This window comes from bacterium (genome assembly GCA_030649025.1).
Classification (GTDB): Bacteria; Patescibacteriota; Minisyncoccia; order JAUYLV01; family JAUYLV01; genus JAUSGO01.
Map to the genome: position 1 here is coordinate 1 of JAUSGO010000013.1, position 4064 is coordinate 4064.

Sequence of the window (4064 nt, forward strand, 5' to 3'; positions counted from 1 at the left end):
ACGAATGAAATTTAAAACACCTCCGTGGCGTGGTGTTTTAAATTTCTCATTTGAAGTTCTGGGACGGGATGAGAAGGGAAGTCCGGTGGACTTCCCGGGCTTTTTCGAGCCGGAGGGACGAGGCGAGAAAAAGGAATCCCGTACCCGCTACAAGACACGACCTAATATGTTCTATTGAGTTGGTACTCGTGTCGCAGTCCCGCACATGCTCGTGCGGGGCAAGCACGACGCAGTCCCTGCGTATTTCCGTGGGGACAAATACATTGCACAAAAAAACTCCCCAGCAAAACTGGGGAGTTTTTATTCGGGCCTGTCTAGGGTTGTACCGAAATCGTTGCCGTGCCGCCGCCGTTGCAGGTGATGTAGTGCGTGCCGGTCTGCACTGGAGCTGTTGCGATTGCAAAGCCGTATGCCCCGATGTTGTATATTTTCGAGCTAACGCCGATAGTGCGCGCGACCACATCACGATTATCCAGCATGAATTTTGCCCCAACTTTCATAACGAGTGAGCCGGGAGACGCCTGGCAGTTAGAGAATTGAAAACGGAATCCCGAAGCGCTATATACACCAAGAGCATCCTGATACGTCTCTATCGCTGCCGGGACAGAGGGATTGGGTATTGCTGAAGTTTTGGGCTTTGCCGTTGAAGAGGGTTTAGCCGAGGGGTTTAAAGCAGGGGAGACCGAAGTTGCAGGGGTTGGGGAGACGCTTAGGGAGTCGGGAGATGCTTCTTTATTGCGTAATGGCGAGAACCAATACCCGGCTCCCGCAAGCGCTGCAATAATTGCAATAATAAAAAAATGTTTAGCCATATGAGTAAGCACGAAAAGTTTTATAAAATCGTACGATTATCAATCTTAAAAAAATTTAACACGCAAAAACTTGCCCAAGAAACCTCAGATCAAAACGTTTCCAATGATTTGGGAGTAGCCGTTCAAAAAGTCTTTGGCGTTCATTGGACTTTTCCCTTCAAGTTGCAGATTGTGGAGCACCAGAATTCTTTTGCTGGTAAGGATGCCTATCTCCGGGCCGTGCTTAACGACAAGGCCGTATGGAGGTTCTACGGCATCCGAAAGTTCCTCGGAAGCAATGCCTTGGCCCACGGAAGCCTTTAGAATTTTCAATCGTTTTTCTCCGTCTGCTGTTTTCCATATTGCGTATGCCCCCGGCCATGGTGTGAACGCCCTTACTTTTCTTTCTATCGTTTCTGCGTCCTCTGCAAATGATATTTTTCCGTCTTCGCGGCTAAGTTGGGTTGTGAACGAAGCATCATCGTGAGATTGTTCTTTGGGATTGTTTTTACTCGTCAGATAGCGAGGAAGGCTTTTTATAAGCAACTCGGCGCCGACGCGTGAAAGACGCTCGCGGAGGGTTTGCGCGGTGTCGGTCTCTTTAATTTTGGTTTTGCGTTTTGAAACGATGGGGCCATGGTCCAGCAGGGCATCAACGACGATAATGCTGACGCCGGTTTGGATCTCGCCGTTCAGAATAACGTTTTCAACGGGAGAGGCGCCGCGGTATTTGGGCAGAAGAGAAGGGTGAATGTTAAGAAAACCATGAACGGGGACCCCGAGAACCTTTTGTGGGATGATCTTTCCATAATCGGTGAGTACCACAATGTCCGGCTGTAATTTTTTAAATGTTCCAAGAAATTCCTCGTCAAGTTTTATCGGTTGAAGCAAAGGAAGATTTTTATTTACGGCGAATGCCTTGATTGGCGAAGGGGTAAGTATTTGATCGCGTCCAACTTTCATGTCGGGAGAAGTAACGACAACGATGGGTTTTATGCCCGCTTCCAATAAAGCCTTCAGGGCAGGCAGAGCAAACGTTCCCGTGCCAAAATACACAAGGCGCAGCCCAGAGAAGATATTTTTTACTTCATTAGAAAGTTTGAGCATCCGAATCCTAAATTTTATCGATGAACAGCACGCCGTTTAAGTGATCTATCTCGTGCTGCAGTACGCGGGCAAGAAGCCCGGAGGCTTTTATGCTAAAGCGTGTGCCTTTTTCGTCGAGCGCGCTTACCGTTATTTCTGCAGGACGCCTTACTTGAGAAAATTTTCCCGGGACGGAAAGACATCCCTCTTCCATTGAGGATATTTTTTCTGATATGTGTTCAATGACCGGGTTGATGAATACGTCGGAAATGCCGGCTTTTTTAGCTAGTGTTTTGTCGATAGTGAAGATGCGCAGGTCCTGCCCGACCTGATTTGCCGCAAGCCCGATGCCTTGCGCGGCCACCATAGTGACGCGCATGTCGGGAATGAGGCGCTGTACTTCCGAATCGGAAATATCCGAAACTTCTGCGATGGTTTTGCGAAGTATCGGCTCGGGGTTAAGTGTGAGTTGAAGGATGGGCATATGTAGTATAGTAGCGTATTTTCTATATTGATGAAAGTAGACCAGTGTCCGGCCCATATGGTATTCTTTGGCATATGAGTTTAAAGAAAAAAATTCTGACACTCTGCATTATTCACACCGATACGCATGTGCTTTTAGGCATGAAAAAGCGCGGGTTCGGCGCGGGACGATGGAACGGATTTGGTGGAAAGGTGCAGGAGGGGGAGGATGTGGAGACGGCCGCCGAGCGGGAGGTGCGGGAGGAGGCATATATTGCACCGACAAATCTGAAAAAGCGCGGCATTTTATTTTTTGAGTTTGAAAATAATCCCGGAGAAGTTTTGGAAATACATGTGTTTAACGCATCAGTTTTTAAAGGAGAGCCGGCGGAGTCTGAGGAAATGAAGCCGCAATGGTTCTTGAAGAGCGAGATCCCGTTTAGCCAAATGTGGCCGGATGACATTTATTGGTTGCCTTTGGTGCTTGAAGGGAAGAGCGTTGAGGGGAAATTCTACTTTCGTGACAACGATACGCTCCTCAGGCACGAGCTTGCCGAAACAGAATATAGTCCAGTGTAACTACTGTAAAATCCATGGCCTGGCCTACCGTATTAGTCTTTGTGCGACATGCCGAATCCGAAGGCAACATACGCTCTGCCGATGAGCGCGCGGGATTTGCCGTTTCTACGCATGCCTACGGGCTTACCGAGCGCGGGAAAAAACAAGCCGAGATAACCGGGCAGTATATAAAAGAAAAGTTCGGAGACTTCGACGCATTCTATGCTTCCTACTACCGTCGCTCCAAAGACACGATGTCACTCATGTTCAAGGAAGCGCGGATATACGAGGATCCGCGGCTTGCCGAAGCGCAACGGGGCATTTGGCATACCATGACAAAGGAGGAAATCCGGAATCGCTTTCCCGAGGAATTGGCACGAAAAGAGCGCGAGGGGCTGTATCACTACCGGCCTTTGGGCGGTGAGAATTGGCCGGATGTTGAACTGCGCATTCATAGCTTCCTGGGAACGCTCAATCGGGACTACGACGGCAAACGGATCTTGATCGTTGCACACGGGCATTGGCTGATACTCTTCCAAAGACTTTTGCATCATTTCCCGATCGAGGAGGCGGTAAAAAGATACGAAGCCGGCGTCTTTGAAAACGCCTCCCTGACGGTCTACGAAGGCATTCTTAAAGACGGGAAATCAAGGTTGGTGCTCAAGGACGAAGGTTTTGTTCCATGGGCGAAGAAAATATAGATGTGGATAATCTGCTAAGATGCACATTGCTACCATTCTATTCTCGTGTTATCCTATCCCTATATCGGAATTTTAAATCCTTATTCTTCATCAAATACTATGCACAGACTTTACATGAGAAAATCTATAGCGATAGCGGTAGGCGGCACGATGTTTTTTGCCGTTTCAACCTTCGCGCAAACGGTAACGCCAACTCCATCACCAACACCAGTCTCTTCCGTTTCCCCGTCTCCCAAAGTTTCTCCTTTGCGGGGGAAGGAGGGGGCCATAGAGCGCAAGGCGGAAGTTAAGGAGCGTGTGATTGAGAAGAAGGCCGAGATAAAGCAGAAGCTCGATGCCCGCAGAAAGGAGAACATCCGGAAGCAGTTCAGGCAGATGAAGCATCGCTTCGAGGTGCTTATCAAGAGGCTTGAGAATCTTGCCGATCGCATAGGAGAGCGTCTTGCCAAGATGGAGGCAGCCGGTA

General features: G+C 48.8%; 6 protein-coding genes. 3 read left to right on the forward strand and 3 right to left on the reverse strand.

From position 1 onward, the window contains the following. Positions 1-314: 314 nt before the first annotated feature. The 3 genes from Q7S09_01525 to def all read right to left on the reverse strand — a co-directional run bounded on the left by Q7S09_01525 (position 315) and on the right by def (position 2361). Positions 315-812 carry a hypothetical protein gene (locus Q7S09_01525; protein ID MDO8557854.1) on the reverse strand — a complete coding sequence of 166 codons (498 nt, stop codon included), beginning with the start codon at positions 810-812 and terminating at the stop codon, positions 315-317. 84 nt (positions 813-896) lie between these two features. Further along, complete coding sequence (gene fmt, locus Q7S09_01530) at positions 897-1898, reverse strand: methionyl-tRNA formyltransferase (GenBank protein ID MDO8557855.1); 1002 nt, start codon at positions 1896-1898, stop codon at positions 897-899. 7 nt (positions 1899-1905) lie between these two features. Continuing rightward, positions 1906-2361, reverse strand: coding sequence for a peptide deformylase (def, locus tag Q7S09_01535; protein MDO8557856.1), 456 nt, complete (start codon positions 2359-2361; stop codon positions 1906-1908). A 74-nt stretch (positions 2362-2435) separates the two neighbouring features. Between def and Q7S09_01540 the strand changes: the two genes are divergently transcribed. From Q7S09_01540 to Q7S09_01550, 3 genes are all read left to right on the forward strand, one after another. Further along, positions 2436-2918, forward strand: a complete 483-nt coding sequence (locus Q7S09_01540; GenBank protein MDO8557857.1) for an 8-oxo-dGTP diphosphatase — start codon at positions 2436-2438, stop codon at positions 2916-2918. 14 nt (positions 2919-2932) lie between these two features. Continuing rightward, positions 2933-3598: a histidine phosphatase family protein gene (locus Q7S09_01545; protein ID MDO8557858.1), complete on the forward strand. Its 666-nt coding sequence runs from the start codon at positions 2933-2935 to the stop codon at positions 3596-3598. Positions 3599-3712: 114 nt separating this feature from the next. Continuing rightward, on the forward strand, positions 3713-4064 hold a 352-nt coding region (locus Q7S09_01550; GenBank protein MDO8557859.1), incomplete at its 3' end, for a hypothetical protein.